Consider the following 21,369-nt stretch of genomic DNA (forward strand, 5'->3'; position numbering starts at 1 on the left):
GAGCTACTTAGTACCTATCAGGAAATTACCGTTAGGGTTAAGAGTAGTTCTGTACCAATCCCGATTAGGGATTGAAATAATTCAGATATGGCTACTGACAATACACTTACCAATAAACGGATTCGACTCAGAATTCCTAAAGATTATCACCAGGAACCTGTTATTTCTCGCCTGGTGTCTGACTACGGACTGATTGTGAATATTACGGCAGCGATTTTGGGAGCCAATGCTGTCGGAGATGGTTGGTTTGACCTTGAACTACAAGGAACAGATGCACAAATTCAAAGCGGGTTAACTTATCTCCGCGATTTGGAATTGGAAGTCTGGGATGATACTAAAGCAACCGATTGGTAAGGGTTATAGCAACACAAACAGTTTATTTATCTGGTTTTAAGAGAATCGCAACCCGCAGATCCCCGACTTCGTAAAAGTTGTCGGGGATCTTGTTTATCATGAATGATTCAGAATTGCTGTAGTGCTTTTCCTACAAAAGCGCATACCAAATACCGTTATCATTTTGACGTAAAATACGGTATCTTCCCTCAAGGAATTCTAGCATTTTTGGGAAATTTTTGTTGATAGTAGGCTGCTGAATATAATCAATAAAGATATAAGGAGGCTTAGATGAATCTAACTCTTCTAGAAGTTTTGTCCATTGCTCAGGCAGAAAATATTCAAGTGCCCAACCACGTAGTGATGTTGCCTGAGTCCGATTGGAGAAGTAATAAATAGATGGATCGCCAGCTACATAAATCTTACCAGGAAGACTTCCTGGTTGGGAGATAAATTCAGCCTCTGAACGAAGAGATGGATATTTTTCTCTAAAAACAGTCTGATATTTAAATCGTGTATCTTCAGTTAAAGCAAAGTTATTATTAACCAGAACAACACTCTTTTTTAGAAGAGTGTGCGATAAAGGAAAGAAAAACAAAAATATCAGCAGGATTGTAGTAAATGGGGAACTCAATTTTTTTAAAGACTCCCATAAAACATCTAATCCTTTAGTTGCTAAAATTCCTAAAGGTACAAACAATAGTAAATAATGATATTCCCAAAATGCCCCACGTTGTAGAGCAATCACACCTAAAGCAAAAATACACCAAATCACAAGTAGCAAAGTCAATATATTCTTAGACTTACGCAATGATACATCTACTGCAACAGTAGCGGCTAAAAGTAAAGGGTAAAAATTATTTAAGAACCATTTGATTCCTGCAAAAAGCCCACTTGGGTTAAATTGGGAATTAGCAACAATCCGAGGTGGATATAAAAAAAATGTCTGATACAAAATTGGTAAACTATTAAACCAAGCAAAATAGCTAACAATAAATAAAATAGGAAATATAATCCCCATAAAAATGGGGATAAAAATTTCTATAAATACTTTTGGAATTGGCTGCCGTTTGATAAGCAAAGAATATATCAAAATAGTTAGCCAAAAGGAAAGTAATATTAGCAAAAGTATTAATTTAAATGTGATGACAATCCCACCAATAAAGCCTGACAGTAAAAGTATAAAAAATCTTTTTCTACCTTCATATTTAAAAGATTCATAAGTCAACCAAACACAAGTAAATAAAGGCAAATTAACCAGTGCTTCCACTTGAGTAAGATGCCAAGGCTGTGAAACAGTATAGTAAACGCCAACCGTTAACAAAGGTACTAGACTTGCGATTATCGGATGCCGAAAATAGCTTTTGAGACTCAGCAACAATACTATAGACAGAAACACCATATAAATAAGTTCAAAGAGATGGATGCCAATCTCATTAAAACCAAATAAAGTTCCCGCTAAAAAGTAAAAGCAAAAAATCCCCGGTTGCTTCACATCCCAAAAATCGCGATAGAGTAACTTTCCTTGTTGCATCTCCAAAGCACCAAGCCGAAAAAATGCTTGATCTCCGTCAAATGGAAAAGGTAAATGTATAAGACCAATAATCACAATCCCAATCAAAACGAGAAAGTCAATTTTATTTAATTTAGTAATATTAATCATCAAACTTTATAATCAGAAATTAACCGACTATTTTATGCTGATTAATATCCTAACAGGGTAAAGAACAAGGTAATTTTAGGATATGAACTTAAAGTTTAAAGTTTTCGCGATCGCGCCAGCACTGACCTGTCAGTTTATTAATAATTAGCTCAAGTACCAGCTAAGTTCCACGTAGTTGCGTGTGAATCGCTCATGTCATTCGAGAGGTTTGCTCTCGTCCTTGCCGATGTATTTAATTTAACTAAGTATTAAAATGTTTTAATCTTTGTGAAGGTAGTGGTATCGGTTCGTAAAGCTGCGGTAATTGGCAATGAAGAGATTTCCAAGAGGTAAAAACTTTGGACAATCTCATCTTAATTCACGCTAAGAAGATACCATAAAAGGCATTTGGAGATATTCGGTTGATAACAAGGGGGCAGTATTATATGAGGCGATTCGCCAACATCAATCGGTAAATATCTGGCAAATAAGTCGAATAAATTGCTTAATGAAGGTGGTCTTATTAAATGGGAGCGAAAAATTAAAAATAAAAGTGATGCAGTTTCTTAAATTTAGCAAGGTGACAGATTACCAGACAATATTACTATTTTGGAGATGTCTATAGAGCTTCCTGGTGATGATTGTGCAATTATATTAATACCTAATTGTCCTTGTCCACCACATGAATTAGATAGAACAGTAATACTATCTTGCTCCGCAAATCCATTAGAACCGTTAGATGTAAAGTTGGTAGTTTTAATGGGAGATATGTCTTGACCAAGAGCACCACCATTAAAGCTATAGGTTCTGCTTAAACTAGCACCTTCACTCATTGGACTAACTGTAGCACTTCCTTGGTACAGTATCTGTATATCTTTGACGAAGAAACCACTAGGAATAAAAGTCTGAGCACGTAAAATACACCTTTGACGCTGACCCTCGCTTGCACTGATTTGATCCAAGGCGATCGGTAAGGTTATAGGAGCAGAGCCAGGAAGCGGATTTGTAACACTACATCCAACCGTTGTTATTGCTCCAAAAGTAATACTAGGCAAATCTTCAGCCAAAGTCTTGGTCGTAATAACGTTCATTCCAAAAATTGTAGATATAGACAGTAATACACCAAATTTTTTAAAGTTCATATAGATTGTACTCATGTTGTTAAAGTTGTTTAAGGCGGTGAATTCTCAAGATAATTAATGCAATACTTGAGCGCCTCGATCTTGATGCTTGATATTATCAAATTAATGTGAGGAACTTGTGAAGAAATACAGTGCTTATTAAAACTTAAATCTTGTAAACGATATTCCACAGTTGAAGGGTCAGGTGATGATATTTTAGGGTTTATTCATGTAAGTCCCTAAAAGCAACGTGTAACTTATTCTCTCCCAAGAACATCGAACGGGAGCAACGCGATTTGGTGAGGTCGGGTAAAAAGGATACGTTCAATTTTAATTCCAAGATAATGACGATATCAGCGCAGGGACAGATGGAATAAATTCTCAATTCGTTTAGCGTCTATTACTCTACATAAATTGCTCCGAACTTACGTTAATTTGCTGATTGCTTTTTTGCGTACTTTGTGATATTTTCCTTTACATAACAAGTAAATTCATTAAATCGATAGAGTTACCGTAGTTAAATAAAAAGCCAGAAATATGAAAATTTCTATGAGGCTGATATTCAACCACACACAGTTGAATTATAGGGGCACAGCATTAGCAAGATTCTCTGCCGAACCTAAAAATTGCGCAGGTGCAGCCCGTCGTAGGCATCGCTATTGGGAATTAATCTGATGTCTGAGAGTAAATCTGTAGAACCTGCTTCAGTCCACAGTCGAATTCTTGTGCCTCAACGGTATAACAGGCAACCTGTAATTTCTCGGCTGGTGTCTCGTTATGGTTTAACTGTCAATATCAAAGCTGCATCCCTGACATCCGACAATGACAGCGATGGCTGGTTTGATTTGGAACTTTCAGGAAATCCCCAAAAACTGACAAATAGCCTATCTTACTTGCAAGGATTGGGAGTGAATTTGCTGGAATTAGCGATCGCTAACCAAATTCAATCCAACCAGCACACTCTACCTTTCCCAAATCCAGCTAGCAAACTGAGTCCCAAAGACTCTGCATGGCTGACAAATAAATGGCAAGAACAATTCCAGCAATGGATTTCTCTGGGTCAAACCAATCGATTGCGCTTGCAACTGTGCGTCTTAAAATCCTATTACGAAGAACCAGTGATTTCCGAATTAGTCTCTCGTTATGGACTAACGGTCAATATTACCAGTGCTATACTTCAACCCGATACGCAAGATGACGGCTGGTTTGACTTGGATTTGTGGGGGAGAACAAAGCAACTCTACTCTAGCTTGAGTTATTTAGAAAAACTGGGACTACCGATTTGGCTGGATTTGTCTAGCATTTATAGCGATCGCTAAGTTAATAATTCGTAATTCGTAATGACGCTCCTGCGGACGCTCGAGTACTCGCTACCGCTTCGCTAACGCTAACGCTAACGCTGCGCTAACGTAATTCGTAATTCAAGGACAATTTGGCTGGATTTGTCTCGGTAGTGATGTCTACGACGGGCTACGCCTACGCTAATTAATAAAATTACCACTATCCAATGGCAGCACTAAATCACCAAAAAACCAATTCCCAAAACAGATTATCACTGGTTTCTTCAGTTTCTGAAAAAAGCCAAGTCACTCAGATTCGTCTGCGGATACATATTCCCAAATGCTATCTGCAAGCGCCCGTGATTTCGCAGTTAATTTCTACTTACGGCTTGGTAGTTAATATTACTAAGGCTATGCTACAACCAAATACAGATCGAGAAGGATGCTTTGACATTGAACTGCGGGGAACAGTACCACAAATTTCTCGCGGTTTAGCTTACCTAGAATCCCTGAATCTTAGAATTGTGGGTAAGCCGAATGCTGACGGCGATAGCTGGTTTTACTGAAATAATCTAAATTTCGTAGTACCAAATTTCTTCTTCTTTTAGGACAATTCGATGTAAGGAGAGACGATCGATCAAGCCCTCTTGTTCAAACTGCCCAAGAACACGAGTGATGGTAACACGAGTTGAACCAAGCATTTCCGCTAAATCTTCATGAGTCAGACGCATATCTATTAAACGTCCCTTCTCAACTTCCGAACCAAACTTTTTGGATAACCATGCCAACAGCTTGATGAGCATAGTATCCACTTTTTTATGGCTACGAATGATCATCAATTCTTGAGCCTGTTGGATATGGGCAAGTAGAGTTTCTGTTAGTTCAGTCCACTCCTCTAGAGGTAAGACTGTCGCCTCCACTTTAGTTAAGCATTCCATCTGATAAGGTTCTAATTTTGACAACCTCTTACCAACGACATCTCCAGGGCCCCACAATCCTAAAGCGACAGTTGTACCATCTTCCAGATAGCTAAAAGTCCTGACGAAACCCGTTTCAATCTTCCAAAGGTCGTTATGATGCTCCGGCAGAAATGACCTACGGGCAAAAAGTTGCTTAGTATTGTTACTGCTTGAAGTAGATAAGCTTGTGTACAAAGACACCATACTATATAAAACTATTCTCCGATAAATTAACCGTAGTATTACATTTATATCAGGTTATAAGAACCTATGGGTATTTTAAAAAAGGGAGTGGGGAAGAAGCAGGGGGCAAGGGGAAAATAAAAAATTACCTGTTTCCCCTCTGCCTCTTCGTCAATGCCCAATGCCTTAAATTAAATTCCCGCACCATCAAGAAAATCTTCTATCATCCCATCAGAATTATTACTCTTAGGGTTGTCGGTTAATTCGTCGCCAAGTTCAGTTGGAGACAAACTAGATTGTTCCAACTGCTCGAACTGTTTCTCTAGAGACTTGACGCGTTCAAATAAAGCGCGGATGACTTCAGCTTCTACGTCGCGTACTTTATCGTGATCCAGAACATTGCTAGACGAGTTGTTCTGACGAGTTACGCGCCCTGGAATCCCAACTACAGTAGTGTTACTGGGGACATCTCGTAGCACCACAGAACCGGCTCCGATACGGACGCGATCGCCAATTTGAATATTTCCCAATACTTTCGCACCCGCTCCCACAACCACATGAGAACCTAAAGTTGGATGGCGTTTGCCGCTTTCTTTCCCAGTCCCGCCAAGGGTGACACCTTGATAAATCAGAGCATAATCTCCCACGATCGCAGTCTCGCCAATCACTACTCCCATCCCGTGGTCAATAAACACTCCCTGGCCAATTAATGCCCCAGGATGAATTTCAATTCCGGTTAAAAACCTACTAGTATGAGAGATGAATCTTGGTATGAAGGGAATTCCAATTTTATACAGCCAGTGCGCCAATCGATGAAACACTAGAGCTTGCAGTCCAGGGTAACAGAACAATACTTCTAGCCAGTTACGGGCTGCTGGGTCACGCTCAAAAATGGTTCGCAAATCAGTTAGTAGCATACTCTGTTGAGATTTTTGTTGGTAGGTGAGGCTCTGAAAACAGAAACTCAGGATAATTCCCAGAAAAAGATCGAGTCCTTTATGAGAATTGTGTAAAAGCACAATCTACGGTAAGTCGATAGAGTATAGTGTTTTTGTGGGTAATAAGTGGGATGCTATCACATTCCACAGTTGAAAAAAATTAATTTCGCATAAACTGCGATATGTCCCTCAATTCACCGTAGTATGTTGAGTACAGTGTTGAATAGCCAAAACTACGCTCTCTTGGATCTATCTTCCAAAGTGGAATACGCATTGCTGGCACTATTAGAACTGGCAAGCCACCACGGACAAAAACTTCCTTTAACTATGAGCGAGATCGTTGCCAAGCAACCCATACCTGAGCGCTATCTGGAACAAATTTTGACCAACCTCCGGCGTGCTGGTGTGGTGCAGAGTCAACGCGGCTCTAAAGGAGGTTTCGTTTTAGTTCGGGAACCTTGGCAGATTACAATACTTGAAATTGTCATTTTGGTTGAAGGCGAGCGGAAAGAGAAAGATACCTCTAACTCTCCGACTCTGGAAAAGACTCTGGTTTATGAAGTTTGGGAGCAAGCTAACGCTGCCTCAATAGAAGTTTTGGGTCGTTACACACTCCAAGACTTGTGCGAGGAAAGAGAAACTCGCGCCCAGCAGAGTCCAATGTATTATATTTAGACACGACGGAGTACCCCCATGCGGATAGCGAAAGATATCACAGAGTTAATCGGCCGAACTCCTTTAGTTCAATTAAACAAGATTCCCCAAGCTTCAGGAGCGGTTGCTCGGATTGTGGTGAAGCTAGAAAGCATGAATCCAGCATCTTCTGTGAAAGACCGGATTGGCGCGAGTATGGTGGAAGCGGCGGAAGAAGCAGGCTTGATTCACCCCGGAAAAACTGTTTTAGTAGAGCCGACTTCTGGAAATACAGGAATTGCGCTAGCGATGGTGGCAGCCGCCAAGGGCTACCATCTCATTCTAACGATGCCTGACACAATGAGCCACGAAAGACGATCCATGCTCAAAGCTTATGGCGCTCAACTAGAGTTAACGCCAGGAGTAGAAGGGATGCGAGGAGCGATCGCTCATGCAGAGCAGATTGTAGCTAAAACGCCCAATGCTTATATGTTGCAGCAGTTCAAAAACCCCGCAAACCCGAAAGTTCATGCCGAAACCACAGCCGAAGAAATTTGGAATGATACCGATGGAGAGGTAGATATTCTCGTGGCGGGAGTGGGTACTGGTGGGACGATTACGGGAGTTTCAGAAGTTATTAAAAAACGGAAGCCGAGTTTTCAAGCGATCGCAGTTGAACCCAGCAACAGTCCGGTATTAGCAGGCGGTAAATCAGGGCCTCACAAAATTCAAGGTATCGGCGCGGGATTTGTCCCAGCAATTTACCGTTCAGAACTGGTAGATGAAGTGATTCAGGTAGCAGATGAGCAAGCGATCGCTTACAGCCGTCGCCTAGCAAAAGAAGAAGGATTACTATCGGGGATTTCGACTGGCGCTGCTTTATACGCGGCTATTCAAGTGGCACAACGACCAGAAAATGCAGGTCGCCTCATCGTCATGATCCAGCCTAGCTTCGGCGAACGCTACCTCAGCACCTCACTCTTCAAAGACCCAGAAGAGAATGAGTGGTTGAGTAAAGTTTGATTTCTCATAGTAAGCATTCTCAGGATAAGACTCTTAATGAGGCAACTTAAGAATCGTGAATTAAACTAAGTTCCAGGATTAGGTAGGGGCGGGTTTCCTTGATATGATTGTGAACTGTTAATTAGATCGTCAAAGCCGCCCTTGCTTACAGTTTGGGGAGTTATTTAATCCTGATTCCTTAGTACAAGAAGGCAACTATACTGGGTTGGAGGCACAGAGAAGTTCGAGCCGTTCAAAACCAATAACAGTATGATAATACAGAATACACCAGAACTGGGTAGGTTAAATGGATACATGGAAGCTATGAGTTGTTGCCTACAAGGTTCCAACTATGTCATCTGGTTCAGTGCGAAGGGAATAAAGCTTGAGGATGGTGATTTAGAGCCTGAAACATTGGACAAACTAGCCATTCAAAAAAATTCTCAAGAAGCAACGCCAGATTTAGAAATGCAAAGATTAATCCAATTGGCTTATCCAGGAGCAAAGCCAGAACTGGCTACCATGTGTGAGTGTTATCATGCTTCCACAGTATTGACTACCAGAATTAATAGTTTTATTGCACGCATCAACCCATCTGACGGATTCAAAAACGTTGAAAAATCCAAAAAGCGCAATCTGATTACAAGCTTTTGGCGGAATGTAAATGAGTGTATTGATTACCAGAATGCGAGAGTTTTTCAATATAATCCAGCCTTTGATGTCGATGACGAACTGTGGGATTTTATTTTCTGGGGATTTACATTTTTGATAGTTAATCAAGAACAAAGGCAATGTTTATTAATACACGCTGGAGCATCTGATTAACAATAGCGATCGCCTAATCTTCTATTCTTTTGGAATATTGCGATTGCTTCGGCACACTCTCCTGCTGTTCTACTGTGTACGCACAGCCGTTAGCTGATACAGAAACAGAAATTTTTTCAAACATCAATCCTTTCGGAAATTTCCGCCATGTCCGTCGTACTAGTTACATTCATTTACTAGAATTTTCGCCAATTTTATCGTTACTTTCATTGTTTTTCACCAAAATCATCAAACAGACACCACTAGCAGCTAGCTTTATTGGACTTAAAGCTTCACTTTTTAATACAATAAAAACGCCTAATCCAATCAGAACAAAAGGCACAAGATAATTAATGTAGTGAGTCAATACATCAGCTATGACTCTATTGTTAATTAATTTGTATGCAACATAGCACCAAACTCCTAATAAGATAAAAAATAATCCGATAATTACCAAAAAACTCTCTAAGTTGCTGCTAGCAAATAAAGGCACATAGACACTAATATTATCGCTACCATTGGCAATGGTAACGGCTGCCACACTATAAGCTTGGGGAGATAAAAAGCTAGTAATTGTTGATGCTTCAGCTTCTTCTGTGGCAGCTACAATTTCTTTTGATGAATCTTCTTCCCGATTCACTAAGCTACTGATACCTATGGAAATTGGTAGTAAACCAAGTAATCCAATCCAGCTTTTTGATAAAACTAATCCCCCAAATAAACCCGGAAGACTAAGGATTAACAAAACTGTAAAACCGAGAAACTGACCAGCAACTATATGCCGGGGGCGAAAGTTAGCATTTATTTGAGAAAAAAACAACAATAGAATGACAATATCATCGATGTTAGTGGCAATGAACGCAATTGCCCCTGTAGTAATTTCAGTAACTAACTCGCTCATATTTGACAGCAGTTTTCAGGTATTTAGACTACGACTGAGATGGGGAATAGGGAGTAGGCTTGCCGTGAGCGTAGCCGAACGGGAGTTGTGTAGTTCAATTACTTGAAAGATTAATTTGGTATGGTGGTAAATCGTAGATTCTAAAAATCCAGCATGAGTCAGCTAGGAACAGCCTTCAGTGAAGGGATAATTGCCTTCATCGCCACTAACATAGATGACATCATTATCTTGTTAATATTTTTTTCGCAAATAGATGCTAATTTTCGGCGGCGGCATATCTTACTTGGTCAATATCTGGGTTTTTCAGCCATTATCATCGCTAGCTTACCAGGATTTTTTGGTGGATTGGTCATACAGCGAGAATGGATAGGATTGCTAGGATTGCTACCAATTGGTATTGGGATTCACCACTTAGTATATAAAGAAGAAGATACTATAACAGTTCAGACAGTCAGTAGTGATTTTAACCAGCCAACATCTACTAACCCGGTATTGTCTTTTATTTTGAGTATTTTGCATCCCCAAACCTATAAAGTGGCAGCAGTAACGATCGCAAATGGTGGTGACAATATCAGTATATATATCCCTTTGTTCGCTGGTCATGACCTTGCCAGCTTGGGAGTAATTTTAAGTATATTTTTTATTATGGTAGGGGTTTGGTGTGCGATCGCTTATTTTTTAAGCCGTCAACCTACCATTGCTAATATTTTAAGTCGCTACGGTAACGCTGTTGTACCTTTTGTGTTAATTGGCTTGGGTCTATTCATTATGTATGAGCGAGGTACATTCACTCTACTACCTTGGATCAGAAGTTAATCAATATTGGATTTTGAATGCTGGATTTGGAATTGAAAATTTCAAATTGGTTAAACCTGATGAACTAATTTCCAACTTACCATCATCAAAATGGCATAAATAATAAAACGTAGTGGGCGTTGCGGAGCTACCTGACAGATTTTAGCGCCTAGTAACACCCCTGGCACAGAGCCTAGCCATATAGGCACTACCAAACTCCAATCAACTGTTCCCAAGCTGAGATGACCAAGGGCTGTAAACAGCAGTAAAATCGCTGCGTGTGAAATATCAGTACCCACTAACTTCCGTGCATCAAGACGGAAAAACCCAATCAGCAGTAGGGCAAACATTGAACCTGAAGAGACGCTAGTTAGACCGACAAAACAGCCTAAAATTGCTCCCAAAGTAATTGTTATAAATCGACCAAAGTTAGTTTCTAAGTCTAACTTTGGCAGTTCGGGTAAATTAAATTTGGGGAAAAAAGTCAATAACAACAATTGCACTAGTGCTAACACTGTGACTAGCAAAATTATCCCGCCAAGCAAACGGAGCAAGATATTATCCAGGCTATACTCACCTGTATGTTTAATGAAGTGCAAAATCCCCACTCCGAACAATGAGCCTGGAACACTTCCAAAGGCCAGCCATTTGACAACTTCTGTGTCAAGGGTTTTCTGTTCCCAATGCTTGACGCTACCAACAATTTTCATCAATGTGGCAGCCACAACATCAGAACTCACAGCGATAGAAGGCGGAACCTGAAAAATAAAAATCAACATTGGGGTGATGAGAGACGCTCCACCAATTCCCGTCAAACCAACGATGATACCAACAAAAAAGCTTAGGAACGGTAGTAATAGATAGTGCATACTCTTCGGGGGTTTCAACAATTAGTTATCACTTATCAAAGTCCTGTTGAGTCTCCCACTTCTATAAGTGAGCAGCGTCGGTAAGGGTTGATTCCCCAAACGAAGCCTTGATAACTGTTCACTGACTTAACTACGAGCAGTTAGAGAACAGCAACTCAGCCAAACTATAGCCCAGTGGTAGACAGGGCTAGTTATGACAAGTTATTGCGTTTCTCAAGGATTCCTGGACAACTTAAAACCTGTCTGGAAGTTTTTGTAAGCATGACAACTGGCATTTAGCTCAAATAGACTTTGATAACTGCTTATTAGTCAGTCGCTCTGCTAAACTCAACTTCTAACTAGGTTTTTCTACAGTTTTACATATAAAACCACGTAAGGCGATGCACTTACCGTATTTTACTCGTAAGTATGATTAAACGTCTAGCGTATTCGCGTTGTATATTGTTCAATTATCTGGATAATACACCGCAGTCAGTCAAACTCCCTACGGACTGGTTGCTCAAAAATTTACCTACAAGTTAGTAAGCATAGGGATAATACCAAACTTTGTAGAGACGCGATATATCGCATTATGCTGCAATTAGACAACATCCTGAAAGTGATTACAATACTCAAGGTCAATTCCGATTCCCTAGCTTAATGACTCATGGAAAACTTTGTTTTTTGCAATCCAGTCAAAATCCTGTTTGGCAAAGGTCAAATCGCCAACATTGCTGCTGAAATTCCTGATAATGCCAAAATCCTGATTAATTATGGTGGGGTAGCATCAAAACTAACGGCGTCTATAACCAGGTGAAGTCTGCATTGGCAAACTTTGGCTATAGCCAATGCCTAGTTCTTTACTCAGTGTGGAAAAAATATTGACTTACAAGCAACTGTCATGATAGTTTAAATCAAACCATTCGGTCGGTAATATTTTATTTACAGCAATTTTCAATTCAATAAACTCCTTACTATCAAAATCGCTGTAATGTCCAAAGGCGAAGAAACAAAAACCAGAATTCTAGAGCAAGCAGCCGAACTGTTTAATCAACAGGGGTATGCAGGTTCATCGATGTCAGACATTATGCGTGTAACTGGATTGCAGAAAGGAGGAATTTACAATCACTTCCAAAGCAAAGATGATCTTGCACTACAGGCTTTTGATTTTGCGATCGCTCGCATTAAGCAGCATACTAGATTTGCATTACGAAGCAAACACCACGCAGTAGAACGTCTGCAAGCAATCATTGGGGTATTTAGTAGCTTCGCAGAAAATCCACCCATCAAGGGAGGGTGTCCACTGCTGAATACTGCTGTGGAAAGTGATGATGCTCATCCGGCGTTGCGAGAACGTGCTCAACAAGCGATGAACTCTTGGCTGCATCTAATTTGTCGAATTATTGAAAAAGGAATTGAAAAGGGTGAAATTAGCCCGGAAGTGAGTGCTGATGAAATCGCTAGCATCATCATTGCAACGCTGGAAGGAGGCATAATGATGAGCAAGCTTTATGGAGATTCAATTCATATCCATAGGGTAATTAATCACCTGAATCAATACTTGAAAATTTCTCTTTAATTGAACAGACCGAGCAGTATTAAAAAATATCAAAAGAAATAATGCTAGTAAATAACAACTTACACAGACCATTAGAAGTAGTATTAGCAATTCCTGTCAAAACATACGACATTGATTTTATGGGAATTGTGAGCAATATCGTGTATATCAGATGGCTAGAGGATTTACGTCTAAAGTTTTTAGATGAACATTGGCAACTCAATCAACAAATTGAACAAGGATATACACCAATTCTAGCTGGAACAGAGATTGAATATAAACGTCCAATAAAAATTATTGATCAAGTGATTGGACGTTTATGGCTGAGTGGTTTAGGACGCTTAAAGTGGACTGTGCAAGCTGAAATTTTATCTAACAATGAGTTAGCAGCAGTGGCTAGCCAGAAGGGTGGTTTTGTCAGTCTGCAAAATAATCGTCTTATTCCCATTCCAGAGGAATTACAGAAAAAATATTTACAGTATCAACAAGGGATTCAGAAAATTTAATAATTAGGAATACTTCGATATTTTTTTAACTTTTACAGACTGTTCGGTTTGTTTTTGTGTAAACATAATCTGGACTATAATATCAATTCTTCACGAATACGCATAGAAAGAACCCCACTGCCTGCGGCACCTCCCCTTGGTAAGAGCAGATTGGGAGGGGTCAATCTAAAAAATTATTAATTTCTTGATGCTTACCCTTATCCTGGATTTCTCACAAGTGAGAAATCCGGGTTAATCCCCTCTCCGCATCGGGGCTAGTGTGTACACAAGTCGAAAAAAGCTCGATTTCTTATTGTCCTCTCATTCCATACTCTGCATGGGAATGAGAAAGACCTCATCAAGCTTAGGTTTTTAGGGCTTGTGTGGACTGTAGACAAGCGGGGAGTGGAGACGAAGTGTAGCTTAAGCTCTTTGGGGTTACTGGGGTTTAATAAGCAATCAAGCGGACATGATATAAGAGGTCAAATATTCACAAATATTGTGTTGAGTGGGTAAGTAGCCAACTTTTTTATTGTCAATGTCGTAAATATACGGGAACTTCTTGTTCTAAGTTTTGGTCACTTTATGTCACTTTGAACAGCAAGGCGATTCTGACTCCAATAGATTAGGTATAGTCCAACTCACGCATTGCAGCCTTATATGTCGTCCAATTTAACTGACCCTAAATCTTCGGTAAGCCACTGTACCCATCCAAAGGTATGTACAAATGCTGTTATCCGTTGTCAGCTTTTCCTGAATTGTCTTTATATATACAATAATTACACTTTGTTAGTCAGATTAACGCAGACTTAAAGCACTTTCAAATCTCTAAAATGGATGTTTGCTTATGGAAAAATTTCATAATATCTAACCAAATATTACCATAATTCTTTATATCTGTACTAAAAGTTTATGAAAGCTATATCAAACGACACTTCAAACACTTTTGCACCCAAAAACCTCTATACTAGACTAGACTTTGATCAATTTGAGAGTTTTGTTAATTGCAATACCAAAAACTATCAATTTTTAGATGAAATACTAGCGTATCTTATAGTCTATAGTTTTTAAGGTTTAGTCAAAACTATATCCAGTATCATCAAAAAACTGCAAACTTCATGTGGTGCAAAAATCAAGTGGGGAGTGAAAACATGAATTTACGTAGAGATGCATTGCAAATCCTCAAAGAAACTAGCCGAACTTTTTATATCCCAATTAGTGTTTTACCGCCAGGATTGCAAGAAGCAGTAGCATCAGCATATTTGTGTATGCGTGCCATTGATGAAATTGAAGATCATCCCGAACTAGATAACGCTACTAAAGCAAAGCTGTTAAGAACCATTAGCCTGACATTACAGGCAGGAGTTGATGGCTTTGCGGTAGATGCTTTCTTTGCAGGATTTAGTGGGTATGAGAATTCATTAGAAGAAGTCACTTTGAGGATTAGAGAATGGTTACTACTAGCACCAGACACTATTGCACCTCGAATTTGGGATGCCACTGCTGCAATGGCAGACCGGATGGCTTATTGGGCAGAAAAAAACTGGAAAATTTATACAGAATCTGATTTAGATCGTTATACCTTTGGAGTTGCAGGTGCAGTGGGACTGTTACTTTCTGATTTATGGACTTGGTATGATGGAACACAAACGAACCGTACCCAGGCGATTGGTTTTGGTCGGGGTTTACAAGCAGTCAATATCCTGCGTAACCACACTGAAGATTTGGGGCGTGGAGTAGAATTCTTCCCAGAAGGTTGGAGTGCAGAAAATATGCAAGAGTATGCCCGACGCAATATCGGGCTGGCCGAAGCTTATATCAAAGACCTTCCTACCGGGCCAGCCTTAGATTTTTGTCAAATCCCCTTCACCTTGGCAAACGGCACTCTTGACGCCCTTGCTAATGGTAAAGAGAAACTCAGCCGCAGTGATGTTTTTGCACTTATCGAACAGCTGACTAGTGTGAACATGAAAGCTAGCTAAAAATCTCTTAACGAATAATGGAGATGATTCTAAATTGCCTCCAAATTTGGGTAGCCAAAATCCTACAGCGACTTTCTGTAGGGTAGCCAGTGCGGTCTTCTCTCTTCTCTACGAGACGCTCCGCGTTCGCGTAGCGTTACGAAGGAAAGGCGTTATATCATGTCCGCATAATTAGTTATGCTAACCACAGTCATTGCACCCCACCCCTTAATCCCCTCCCCGCTTGCGGGGAGGGGAGACAAAGCGTAGCTTTGGCGGGGGTGGGGTTCTTCGGGTTTAGTAAGCAATCAAGCGGACATTATATTAGCCTCTCCCTTGGGGAGCTATCCATTACCCGCATCTTTCTCAACAAAAATACAACTTACTTAAAATATGCCAAAAGCATTGATAGGTATAGTTTTTGAGAGAAGAGAATATTTGAGGGTAATGGTGCATCATGGAAAAATGGGCAGCATCCGAATTAAAACAGGCAGATTTAGGAGACGCAAGACGAAACAAGCGTCTGGTAAGGATCGTAGAAGACTTGGCAGCACAACCAAGCAGCAGCGTACCTCAAGCCTGTGGAAACATACAAGCAAAACCCAGAGCGTGATGCAAGGACAGCAAAACTAACACTCTTTCAAGCCACTTTTGAGATACAAGTACCCTTACACCATATCCGACGTTTACAGTTGAAGCCTGTAAAATTGCAGGTAATTCTGGCACTTGAAGAAAACCCGCCAGATGGAATCAAACCGATTAGCTGGTTGTTGCTTACTACCCTTAAAGCTAACAGTTTTGAAGAGGCTGCCCGTTGCGTTCGCTGGTACACATATCGTTGGTTGATAGAACGTTACCACTACACATTAAAAAGTGGTTGTGGAATTGAAAAATTACAGCTTGAAACCGCAAGGCGAATCGATATGGCACTGGCAACATATTCAATTGTGGCGTGGCGTTTGTTATGGCTAACTTATGAAGCCAGATTTAACCCTGATATGCCATGTGATTCTGTTCTAGAAATCGATGAATGGCAGTCTTTGTGTGCCACTATCAACAAAAATCCAATCCCACCCAAAAAGCCGCCTTCTTTACGCGAAGCAGTACGAATGATTGCAATATTAGGTGGCTTTTTAGGTCGAAAGGGTGATGGAGAACCTGGTGTTAAGACTATTTGGCGGGGATTACAGCGATTACACGATATCGCTGCAACCTGGAAACTACTCTACCAGAATTGTCAAATATGTATTTAGCGATCGCCGATCAAATTAACCTTATTCACATTCTCCTCCTTTTGTCAACTATCTACATGTTGCATTGTTCCATAATCCTTTTCCTGACTTACTTACAGCAATGTTAAGAAACATGTGACTAATGCATAGCNTTGGGGAGAAGGGGAGACGCTAAAAGCGATAGTGCAGCGTAAAGCCTTCTCTTCTCCCAAAGGGAGACGCTACGCGTAGCTTGCTTCCACAAAGTGGTACGAGAGGCTTGTCTGCGACACGTACTCGCGAACGCCAACGGCATGGCAACTCTTAGAGAGGCTGCGCCAATGCTTAGAGGGAGTCCGCGAGCGTCTGGGGTTTCCCCAAATTAGTAACTGGCGTTGGGCACTGCCCTCCAATACCTTTTAATACCAATTCTGCCATGCAAAAACCAGATTAAAGTTGATTTTCTGAATGGTATAATAGCGCGATGAACGCCACAAGCCTTGAGAGAGCGTGATTAGGAATTGGTAGAAAGCAGCATAAACAGTATTTGCCAATGTAAGTATAATAAATAATCTTGTTTAGCGATCGCTTTAGGTAATCTCAGTTAAACTTTAGGAACTCTTCAAAGGATTTCCAGCAGAAATTACCTTGCAAGAGTTGATTAATGTCTAAATAATTGAAAGGGAGTATAACACTCCCCGTGATTATTCGTGCAGCGAGTTGAGAGTGCATGAGCTACTGCTTAAATCCTACCTGTTCCAATCCAGAAAATTTGGTGTATAGCCAAAGGTGTGAGTCTTGTGGCTCGCAACTACTGTTGCGCGATCGCTATCAGGTGATCAAACCATTAGGTCAGGGCGGCTTTGGAGCGACCTTCCTAGCCAACGATCAAGGCTTACCAGGAGAACCGAGTTGCGTAATCAAACAATTACGTCCATCAGGAAGCGCCCCACACGTTTTACAGATGGCTAGAGAACTCTTTGAGCGAGAAGCCAAAACTCTAGGTAAGATTGGCAATCATCCCCAAGTACCAAGATTGTTAGACTATTTTGAAGATCACGAGCAATTCTACTTAGTTCAAGAATATATTAGTGGTGACACCTTGCAAGAGGAGGTCAAACTTAACGGCATCTTGAGCGAAACCGGAGTCAAGCAATTTTTGAGCGAGACTTTGCCACTGTTGCAATACATCCACGATCAAAAGGTGATTCACCGTGATATCAAGCCAGCCAACTTAATCCGCCGCACTCAAGATGCCAGAATGGTACTGATCGACTTTGGTGCCGTCAAAAACCAAATCAGCCAAGGTGCGACAGGCCCATCAGGACAGACAGCATTAACTGCGTATGCAATTGGTACTCCTGGTTTTGCACCTCCAGAGCAAATGGCTATGCGTCCAGTCTACGCCAGTGATATTTATGCATTGGGGGTAACATGCATTTATTTACTGACTACCAAAACTCCTAAAGATTTAGATTACAATCCCAACACTGGTGAGATGATGTGGGAGCAGCTTGTGCAAGTGAGCGATCACTTGGGCAATGTGTTACGAAAAATGTTAGAGGTGTCTGTACGTAATCGCTATCAGTCAGCGGCAGAAGTTCTCAGAGCATTGGAAATAGAACCATACTTAGATAGTTTAGCAAAGGGTTTGCTGATTAAATCTGATCATGGATCTAAAGAGCGAACACATAATCACCTGGAAAATTCTGCTGTTTTATGTAACAACCCTGCTGCTACCAACACTGGAGTGGCACAGGTAGCGGCAGCGATTCGTGCTAGACGAGCCAAGGCAGCGGAAGCTGCGGGATCGCACCAGGGTTCTGGGATGGGCAAATCAACGACTTTCAGTAGCAACAGCAATGGTTCACAAGTTCAAAATTCTAAAGTTGGGCGGAAGTTAGATACCCAAGGTTTATTAACAGCTTATCTGAAGGGAAGACGAGATTTTGCCTTACACAATTTAAATTTGCTAAATCTGCAAGGTGCTGATTTATCTCAAACAAATTTCCATTCTGCTCAATTGCAAAAAACCAATCTTCAGGGAGCTAATCTTCACAATAGTGACTTTGGCAGAGCCAGTCTTACTCGAGCAAATCTTAAGGATGCTAATTTGAGCAAAGCATACTTTAACCATGCTGATTTAGAAGGAGCAGACCTGCGAGGCGCAGACCTTAGCAATGCTTATCTCAGCAATGCTAACCTCCGAGGAGCTAATCTGTGTGGTGCTAATCTTACCAGTGCCAAAATTTCGGATGAGCAGCTAGCACTAGCAAAAACAAATTGGATGACCGTGCGCCCCAATGGGAAACGAGGCTTGTTGTAATTTTAAAGTGTGAACTACCGCAATCTATAGACGGATGAGACGGATGGAGTTTCCTAATTCATCGGGAATAGCCTCTTTTGTACCCATAGTTATATGCGAATATTCTCCTATATTAGATTCTAGATTATCCTGACGGATGAATATTTTTTATTGAAGTCAATTATTTGAGATTAGCAGAATAGCCTCAACTCCCTGCTTTTAATCTCTCCATTTTTATTAACAATTTTAAAACACTTATTTTCTCAGAATCACAAAGCTAAACTTTTCTCGTATCTAGGAAAATTAGCCCTGATTCTTCTCGATAAAAACTTAGATTCATTCAGAATTGACCAAATATGTATCAATACGGTTCAGTTAAGGCTAAAACTCTTTGTCAAAGTCAATTTTTTTAACGAACCACAGAGGCGCAGAGGGCACTGAGAGAAGAAATAAATGCTTAACTGAACTGTATTGAAATATGTATAATGTTTAGGTTGAGCCATAGCCATCACTCTCATGAAGATTAAGAAATATCCAAATATCTAGCAAAAATACGTAGATGTTTGTTAATTCTTAATGAAATCTTTATGATTTTTATCTGTTACAAATAACAAATGATTATTTACAATAAACAATAAAGCATCATAATAATTTTTTAAAGTATTTACATGCTTTTCATGGCTATAAGTAACAGGGAATATCACACCTAAAATTTGTAAAATAGAACGATCCTAAACCACTAAATTTTTTAGGTGGCAGCAAAAAATCAATTATTCCTGATTGTCGGCTGGAGATATATATTACAACCGAAATCAGGTAGTATAAGGTTTACGTATAATGACTGACTTTGCACAAACGGAAATAGAACGGCGATTAACTTTATATCAAGTATTTCTCAAGTTGTATGAACACCACAGCAGCCTTCTAGATGAAATTCTTCAGCTAGAAAACCTATCTCAACCGTCGTTGAGGAGAGTCAAGACGACGGGTTACGTACATGGTGTAGTGGATAGTACTGCTGTTTATTTGATGACTAACTTGGGCGACAATCAGACTCAGAGTTTACGACAGCCACAACAAATCTGGACGATAGGTCGTAATCGCACCAGTGGTATTTGCATTGCTGACAATCATCTGTCTCGTCGCCACGCTGCTATTCAGCATATTGACGAGCAAGGCTTTTACTTAATTGATTTCAACAGTACCAATGGCTCGTTTGTGAATGGTAATCGCAGTGTTAGGCCGATTAAGCTCAAAGATGGCGATCGCATCCGTCTAGGAAATATGACTTTTGATTTTTTTGTGACTTCTACCTACCGCGTTCTGCCAACTGTTGCAATGGATTTATTGATGCAGCTTGGGCATCGCAGGAATAATCATACAGTAGACATACTTACTTATTCCCAGAATAGACAAAAATCTCTAACTGAAAAACCAGATTCTAATTTAGAGGCTTTCAGAAATTTCGGAATAGTTGAAAAGCTTGAAAATTTTTATGACAACTTCAGTTCAGAACAGAAATCAGAAATTTTAGACCGCCTGTTTACCACACAAATACCTTCTAATCCCAGCCAGCTAAAAAATTGGAACTTCTAGCAGTTTTCAATTGCTTGAGAAGTGTTGTTAGCGGTAGCGTAACATTTAGTCTGTTAGTCTGTGCTGAGTAAGAAGGTAAGGTTTGCTGAAGCAGACAGGCAGACAAATAGTGAAAGTTAAAAGGGAACTCGTCAAAATATATAAAAAAAATTAAGAATGTGATTAAATATCATAGCAATCATTTTGGAGTGGCATCTCTAGCTCAAAATAAAAAGAAAGCGATTCAGGGATTGAGTGAGTAAGTTATGCTCTATCCTGGCAACAGGAGGATACTCAAGGTCTACCAGCAGTAGCAACAAGATTAGTGATGTACTCCAGTTATCTAGCTCACCGCTACGCGTCTACGGCAAAAAAAACCCCCAGTGAGCGTTAGCCAACCAGGGGAGTTAGTTATCAGGGTGCATCTACCAATTAAATGTTCTCAGGTTGAAGACCATACTCCGGATAAATTTGTACAAAGGTCAGTTATTTTTTAAATAAAAAAACCCCCAGTGGGTGTTAACCTACTAGGAGAGTGAATTATCAGGGTGCATCTACCAATAATCTTTTCTAGGGGCAGCCAGTATCTTCCGGGAAAAATGAACTAAATTAGGGTTGATGGTAATGTCTACGATGTTCTGTGAAGCTCGTACCTCTATGGAGAAGCAAGCTACGCGTAGCATCTCTGAGAGAAAAAGACTCGCCAAGATTTCTCTACCAGACGCATTCGCGATCGCTATTGGTAAGGCAACTAGTAGAAAAAATTCCCAGTGGGTGTTAACCTATCAGGGGAGTGAGTTATCAGGGTCAGTTATTTTTTAAATAAAAAAACCCC

20 protein-coding genes and 2 pseudogenes are annotated in these 21,369 nt (G+C 40.3%); 16 read left to right on the plus strand and 6 right to left on the minus strand.

Annotation, left to right across the window (positions count from 1 at the left end; all coding sequences use genetic code 11):
- Window positions 1-87 precede the first annotated feature (87 nt).
- Window positions 88-354, plus strand: a complete 267-nt coding sequence (locus tag CDG76_RS21915) for an NIL domain-containing protein (protein ID WP_094351023.1) — start codon at window positions 88-90, stop codon at window positions 352-354.
- 130 nt (window positions 355-484) lie between these two features.
- Here CDG76_RS21915 and CDG76_RS21920 read toward each other — a convergent pair whose 3' ends face one another.
- Window positions 485-1,996, minus strand: a complete 1,512-nt coding sequence (locus CDG76_RS21920) for a hypothetical protein (protein ID WP_094351024.1) — start codon at window positions 1,994-1,996, stop codon at window positions 485-487.
- Window positions 1,997-2,547: 551 nt separating this feature from the next.
- Window positions 2,548-3,066, minus strand: coding sequence for a hypothetical protein (locus CDG76_RS21925; RefSeq protein WP_143854141.1), 519 nt, complete (start codon window positions 3,064-3,066; stop codon window positions 2,548-2,550).
- 704 nt (window positions 3,067-3,770) lie between these two features.
- On the opposite strand from CDG76_RS21925, the gene CDG76_RS21930 reads away from it, so the two are divergent.
- The gene (locus tag CDG76_RS21930; protein WP_094351026.1) at window positions 3,771-4,415 is read left to right on the plus strand and encodes an NIL domain-containing protein; all 645 of its coding nucleotides are present in this window, start codon (window positions 3,771-3,773) and stop codon (window positions 4,413-4,415) included.
- A 188-nt stretch (window positions 4,416-4,603) separates the two neighbouring features.
- The gene (locus CDG76_RS21935; RefSeq protein WP_094351027.1) at window positions 4,604-4,942 is read left to right on the plus strand and encodes an NIL domain-containing protein; all 339 of its coding nucleotides are present in this window, start codon (window positions 4,604-4,606) and stop codon (window positions 4,940-4,942) included.
- 6 nt (window positions 4,943-4,948) lie between these two features.
- Here the strand turns inward: CDG76_RS21935 and CDG76_RS21940 are convergent, their stop codons facing one another.
- Together CDG76_RS21940 and cysE are read right to left on the minus strand one after the other, a co-directional pair.
- A complete protein-coding gene (locus tag CDG76_RS21940) occupies window positions 4,949-5,539 on the minus strand; it encodes a Crp/Fnr family transcriptional regulator (protein WP_094351028.1) in 591 nt (196 codons plus the stop codon).
- Between the two features lie 170 nt (window positions 5,540-5,709).
- Window positions 5,710-6,435: a serine O-acetyltransferase gene (gene cysE / locus CDG76_RS21945; protein WP_094351029.1), complete on the minus strand. Its 726-nt coding sequence runs from the start codon at window positions 6,433-6,435 to the stop codon at window positions 5,710-5,712.
- Window positions 6,436-6,660: 225 nt separating this feature from the next.
- On the opposite strand from cysE, the gene CDG76_RS21950 reads away from it, so the two are divergent.
- From CDG76_RS21950 to CDG76_RS21960, 3 genes are all read left to right on the plus strand, one after another.
- A complete protein-coding gene (locus tag CDG76_RS21950) occupies window positions 6,661-7,131 on the plus strand; it encodes an RrF2 family transcriptional regulator (protein ID WP_190240930.1) in 471 nt (156 codons plus the stop codon).
- Window positions 7,132-7,149: 18 nt separating this feature from the next.
- Complete coding sequence (gene cysK / locus CDG76_RS21955) at window positions 7,150-8,112, plus strand: cysteine synthase A (RefSeq protein ID WP_094351031.1); 963 nt, start codon at window positions 7,150-7,152, stop codon at window positions 8,110-8,112.
- A gap of 249 nt (window positions 8,113-8,361) precedes the next feature.
- Complete coding sequence (locus tag CDG76_RS21960; protein ID WP_143854142.1) at window positions 8,362-8,916, plus strand: hypothetical protein; 555 nt, start codon at window positions 8,362-8,364, stop codon at window positions 8,914-8,916.
- 169 nt (window positions 8,917-9,085) lie between these two features.
- Here CDG76_RS21960 and CDG76_RS21965 read toward each other — a convergent pair whose 3' ends face one another.
- Complete coding sequence (locus tag CDG76_RS21965) at window positions 9,086-9,796, minus strand: cadmium resistance transporter (RefSeq protein ID WP_094351033.1); 711 nt, start codon at window positions 9,794-9,796, stop codon at window positions 9,086-9,088.
- A 153-nt stretch (window positions 9,797-9,949) separates the two neighbouring features.
- Between CDG76_RS21965 and CDG76_RS21970 the strand changes: the two genes are divergently transcribed.
- A complete protein-coding gene (locus CDG76_RS21970; RefSeq protein WP_094351034.1) occupies window positions 9,950-10,612 on the plus strand; it encodes a cadmium resistance transporter in 663 nt (220 codons plus the stop codon).
- A 50-nt stretch (window positions 10,613-10,662) separates the two neighbouring features.
- Here CDG76_RS21970 and CDG76_RS21975 read toward each other — a convergent pair whose 3' ends face one another.
- Window positions 10,663-11,460 (minus strand): sulfite exporter TauE/SafE family protein, encoded by a 798-nt coding sequence (locus CDG76_RS21975; protein ID WP_094351035.1) that lies wholly within the window; start codon window positions 11,458-11,460, stop codon window positions 10,663-10,665.
- A gap of 646 nt (window positions 11,461-12,106) precedes the next feature.
- On the opposite strand from CDG76_RS21975, the pseudogene CDG76_RS36395 reads away from it, so the two are divergent.
- From CDG76_RS36395 to CDG76_RS22015, 9 genes and pseudogenes are all read left to right on the plus strand, one after another.
- Window positions 12,107-12,270 (plus strand): annotated as a pseudogene (locus CDG76_RS36395) (NADH-dependent alcohol dehydrogenase); the annotation flags it as partial.
- A gap of 160 nt (window positions 12,271-12,430) precedes the next feature.
- A complete protein-coding gene (locus CDG76_RS21980; protein ID WP_094351036.1) occupies window positions 12,431-13,018 on the plus strand; it encodes a TetR/AcrR family transcriptional regulator in 588 nt (195 codons plus the stop codon).
- Window positions 13,019-13,059: 41 nt separating this feature from the next.
- A complete protein-coding gene (locus CDG76_RS21985; RefSeq protein ID WP_094351037.1) occupies window positions 13,060-13,503 on the plus strand; it encodes an acyl-CoA thioesterase in 444 nt (147 codons plus the stop codon).
- A 1,130-nt stretch (window positions 13,504-14,633) separates the two neighbouring features.
- A complete protein-coding gene (locus CDG76_RS21990; protein ID WP_094351092.1) occupies window positions 14,634-15,464 on the plus strand; it encodes a squalene/phytoene synthase family protein in 831 nt (276 codons plus the stop codon).
- A 436-nt stretch (window positions 15,465-15,900) separates the two neighbouring features.
- Window positions 15,901-16,056 (plus strand): IS4/Tn5 family transposase DNA-binding protein, encoded by a 156-nt coding sequence (locus CDG76_RS21995; RefSeq protein ID WP_094348690.1) that lies wholly within the window; start codon window positions 15,901-15,903, stop codon window positions 16,054-16,056.
- Window positions 16,037-16,696, plus strand: a pseudogene (locus CDG76_RS22000) (IS4 family transposase); the annotation flags it as partial. The gene CDG76_RS21995 and the pseudogene CDG76_RS22000, both read left to right, overlap by 20 nt.
- Before the next feature lie 688 nt (window positions 16,697-17,384).
- A complete protein-coding gene (locus CDG76_RS22005) occupies window positions 17,385-18,980 on the plus strand; it encodes a serine/threonine-protein kinase (protein WP_094351038.1) in 1,596 nt (531 codons plus the stop codon).
- Window positions 18,981-19,796: 816 nt separating this feature from the next.
- Window positions 19,797-20,555, plus strand: coding sequence for an FHA domain-containing protein (locus tag CDG76_RS22010; protein WP_190240931.1), 759 nt, complete (start codon window positions 19,797-19,799; stop codon window positions 20,553-20,555).
- Window positions 20,556-21,158: 603 nt separating this feature from the next.
- A complete protein-coding gene (locus CDG76_RS22015; RefSeq protein ID WP_143854143.1) occupies window positions 21,159-21,356 on the plus strand; it encodes a hypothetical protein in 198 nt (65 codons plus the stop codon).
- The last annotated feature ends 13 nt before the right edge of the window (window positions 21,357-21,369 follow it).

The organism is Nostoc sp. 'Peltigera membranacea cyanobiont' 210A (genome assembly GCF_002246015.1).
GTDB lineage: Bacteria > Cyanobacteriota > Cyanobacteriia > Cyanobacteriales > Nostocaceae > Nostoc.

Excerpts from the sequence above, each read along its gene's own strand:
- CDG76_RS21915 (WP_094351023.1), top strand. The coding sequence starts at position 88 with ATGGCTACTGACAATACACTTACCAATAAACGGATTCGACTCAGAATT.
- CDG76_RS21920 (WP_094351024.1), bottom strand. The coding sequence starts at position 1,996 with ATGATTAATATTACTAAATTAAATAAAATTGACTTTCTCGTTTTGATT.
- CDG76_RS21925 (WP_143854141.1), bottom strand. The coding sequence starts at position 3,066 with ATGAACGTTATTACGACCAAGACTTTGGCTGAAGATTTGCCTAGTATT.
- CDG76_RS21930 (WP_094351026.1), top strand. The coding sequence starts at position 3,771 with ATGTCTGAGAGTAAATCTGTAGAACCTGCTTCAGTCCACAGTCGAATT.
- CDG76_RS21935 (WP_094351027.1), top strand. The coding sequence starts at position 4,604 with ATGGCAGCACTAAATCACCAAAAAACCAATTCCCAAAACAGATTATCA.
- CDG76_RS21940 (WP_094351028.1), bottom strand. The coding sequence starts at position 5,539 with ATGGTGTCTTTGTACACAAGCTTATCTACTTCAAGCAGTAACAATACT.
- cysE (WP_094351029.1), bottom strand. The coding sequence starts at position 6,435 with ATGCTACTAACTGATTTGCGAACCATTTTTGAGCGTGACCCAGCAGCC.
- CDG76_RS21950 (WP_190240930.1), top strand. The coding sequence starts at position 6,661 with ATGTTGAGTACAGTGTTGAATAGCCAAAACTACGCTCTCTTGGATCTA.
- cysK (WP_094351031.1), top strand. The coding sequence starts at position 7,150 with ATGCGGATAGCGAAAGATATCACAGAGTTAATCGGCCGAACTCCTTTA.
- CDG76_RS21960 (WP_143854142.1), top strand. The coding sequence starts at position 8,362 with ATGATAATACAGAATACACCAGAACTGGGTAGGTTAAATGGATACATG.
- CDG76_RS21965 (WP_094351033.1), bottom strand. The coding sequence starts at position 9,796 with ATGAGCGAGTTAGTTACTGAAATTACTACAGGGGCAATTGCGTTCATT.
- CDG76_RS21970 (WP_094351034.1), top strand. The coding sequence starts at position 9,950 with ATGAGTCAGCTAGGAACAGCCTTCAGTGAAGGGATAATTGCCTTCATC.
- CDG76_RS21975 (WP_094351035.1), bottom strand. The coding sequence starts at position 11,460 with ATGCACTATCTATTACTACCGTTCCTAAGCTTTTTTGTTGGTATCATC.
- CDG76_RS21980 (WP_094351036.1), top strand. The coding sequence starts at position 12,431 with ATGTCCAAAGGCGAAGAAACAAAAACCAGAATTCTAGAGCAAGCAGCC.
- CDG76_RS21985 (WP_094351037.1), top strand. The coding sequence starts at position 13,060 with ATGCTAGTAAATAACAACTTACACAGACCATTAGAAGTAGTATTAGCA.
- CDG76_RS21990 (WP_094351092.1), top strand. The coding sequence starts at position 14,634 with ATGAATTTACGTAGAGATGCATTGCAAATCCTCAAAGAAACTAGCCGA.
- CDG76_RS21995 (WP_094348690.1), top strand. The coding sequence starts at position 15,901 with ATGGAAAAATGGGCAGCATCCGAATTAAAACAGGCAGATTTAGGAGAC.
- CDG76_RS22005 (WP_094351038.1), top strand. The coding sequence starts at position 17,385 with ATGAGCTACTGCTTAAATCCTACCTGTTCCAATCCAGAAAATTTGGTG.
- CDG76_RS22010 (WP_190240931.1), top strand. The coding sequence starts at position 19,797 with ATGACTGACTTTGCACAAACGGAAATAGAACGGCGATTAACTTTATAT.
- CDG76_RS22015 (WP_143854143.1), top strand. The coding sequence starts at position 21,159 with ATGTCTACGATGTTCTGTGAAGCTCGTACCTCTATGGAGAAGCAAGCT.